Below are 2360 nucleotides of genomic sequence, written 5' to 3' on the forward strand. Positions count from 1 at the left end.
TTTGCATATGCGGCGTTTGCGGCTTTAAACTCTTTTTCTTTTAAAGCGCCGTTTATATAGTATCCCGCCGCGCCGATGACGCCTAAAGCAAGCGCGCCGATGATAATTTTTTTATATTTTTTAAAAAATCTTTCGCTTTTGATTATGTTTTCTAAAAATTGTTCTTGAGTATTTAACTCTTCCTTTATAGAATCAATATCATCTTTGATAGCCAAGTTTTGTCCTTAAATTTTAGTTATTGAAAGTTCGTAATTGTAGCATAATAAATATAAAACAGCATAAAAATCAAGGCAAATTGTGTTATAATGCGGGAAAATTTAAAAATTTGGCGAGGTTTTATGCAGATAGATGATACGTTATTAACCAAACTCGAAAAGCTTAGTTCGCTCAAAGTCGAGAGCGACAAGCGAAGGGAAATCGAAGGTCAGCTCAGTGAAATTTTGAGCTTCGCGGGAATACTGGATGAGCTTGATCTAAGCGCTTCTCAAGCGGTAGTAAGCTCTAGAGAGGGCGGAACTCCGCTAAGAGAAGACGTAAGTGTGAGCTCGGACGTGATAGAAACGATACTAAAAAACGCTCCGATGAGCAGCGGGCACTTCTTCGTCGTACCAAAAATCATAGAGTAGAAAAATGGAAGAAATCGAAAAATTTAACACCAGCCTTGAAATACTGCTAAAAACCGTCGTTCACAACAAAGCCAGTGACTTGCACATCGTATCAAGAAGCGAACCGCAAATCAGAATAGACGGCACATTAAGACCTCTAGAGCTCGGAGTTTTGAGCGGACACGACATACAAGATATCTGCTATGCGCTCATAACCGACGTACAAAAAAGCGAACTGGAGGAAAACAGAGAGCTTGACTTTGCCATAGAGCTTCCAGGCGTCGGACGTTTCAGGGGCAACTACTACTACACGATGAACGGCGATTTGGCCGCGGCATTTCGTATCATTCCGACCGAGATTCCTTCGCTGGACGATCTTAAAGCGCCTAATATCTTTAAAGAAGTCGTAAAGCGCGAAAAAGGAATGATACTAGTTACCGGCCCGACGGGTAGCGGTAAATCTACGACGCTTGCGGCTATGCTAAACGAGATAAATTTGACCGAAAGAAAGCACATAATCACGATCGAGGATCCGGTGGAGTTTGTGCATACGAATAAAAAATCTCTTTTCTCTCACAGAAATATCGGTACCGATACGCAATCTTACGCTAGAGCGCTTAAATTTGCCCTCCGTGAAGACCCGGATATCATCCTGGTGGGCGAGATGAGAGATAGGGAGACGATATCGACCGCGATCACGGCTGCGGAGACAGGTCACCTCGTATTTGCGACCTTGCACACAAACTCGGCCATCCAGACCATCAACCGTATCATAGATAGCTTTGAGGGCGGTGAGCAGCTTCAAGTGCGAAATATGCTTTCTGTCTCGCTAACGGCGGTTATCTCTCAAGCCTTGCTTCCAAAAATCGGTAGCGGACGACTCGCGGTTCATGAAATTTTGATAAACAACGCCGCTATCGCAAACCTTATCCGCGAAAATAAGGTACATCAAATTTACTCTCAAATGCAGCTAAATCAGCAAATGACCGGCATGACTACTCAAACGCAAGCTCTCATGAAGGCTATCAAGGCAAATCAGATAACCAAAGAGATGGCGATGAGATACTCTACGAGCCAGCAAGAGCTGGGCGGATTGTTGGGTATGTAATGGATTTTGTTACATTATTTGACGTAGTCGTCGTTTCGCTTGTTTTGATACTTGGCATAAAAGGCGTAATAAGCGGACTAATAAAGGAAATTTTCGGCCTTATCGGCCTTATCGGCGGTATCGTCGTGGCTAGTAGATTCGGCGCTAGAGTCGGCACTCTAATAAGCGATAATATCTATAAGATAGAGGGCGATTCTGTTCTGTTTTTCGCCGGATTTTTGGCGACGCTTATCGTTTTTTGGGTGCTTTGCCTAGGCATCGGAGCCTTTTTATCAAAGCTAGTCGGACTAAGCGGACTTGGATTTTTAGATAAACTGGGCGGATTTATCATCGGAAGCGCCAAAATTTTCCTAGTTTTTGCGGTTTTGATAGTTACCATTTCAAACATTCAAGTCTTAAATAATAAAATCGAACCGTATTTTAGGGGAAGTAAACTGTATCCGGTCTTGCTGGATACGGGCAAATGGATAATGAACGTGGATGTAAAAGGCATAGCAAGCGGCGTGGGAAATATCGAGACGCCGTTTGACGCCTCTATGCAGGAGCAAAGGCCAAATTTAGAGATAAATTCGACGATTAAGGAGTACAAATGATGATTGAGAATTTAGAATACGACGCGCTTCTTGAGAAATTTAAAAAAATTTTGA

Annotated in this window: 3 protein-coding genes and 1 pseudogene; 3 read left to right on the top strand and 1 reads right to left on the bottom strand. The window is 42.8% G+C overall.

The features are described 5' to 3' along the window. A pseudogene (locus tag Q0338_RS02290) lies at nt 1–215 on the bottom strand (hypothetical protein); the annotation flags it as partial. A gap of 123 nt (nt 216–338) precedes the next feature. Between Q0338_RS02290 and gatC the strand changes: the two are divergent. From gatC to Q0338_RS02305, 3 genes are read left to right on the top strand one after another with little or no spacing between them, the layout of a single operon-like run. Next, a complete protein-coding gene (gene gatC / locus Q0338_RS02295) occupies nt 339–626 on the top strand; it encodes an Asp-tRNA(Asn)/Glu-tRNA(Gln) amidotransferase subunit GatC (protein ID WP_276710839.1) in 288 nt (95 codons plus the stop codon). A 4-nt stretch (nt 627–630) separates the two neighbouring features. Next, nucleotides 631–1713, top strand: a complete 1083-nt coding sequence (locus tag Q0338_RS02300; RefSeq protein ID WP_298085348.1) for a type IV pilus twitching motility protein PilT — start codon at nt 631–633, stop codon at nt 1711–1713. Beyond that, the gene (locus Q0338_RS02305; protein WP_298085349.1) at nt 1713–2306 is read left to right on the top strand and encodes a CvpA family protein; all 594 of its coding nucleotides are present in this window, start codon (nt 1713–1715) and stop codon (nt 2304–2306) included. The genes Q0338_RS02300 and Q0338_RS02305 overlap by 1 nt, the downstream gene beginning before the upstream one ends. Nucleotides 2307–2360: the final 54 nt, after the last annotated feature.

Origin of the sequence: uncultured Campylobacter sp., from assembly GCF_938018145.1 — a bacterium.
Taxonomy (GTDB): Bacteria; Campylobacterota; Campylobacteria; order Campylobacterales; family Campylobacteraceae; genus Campylobacter_A.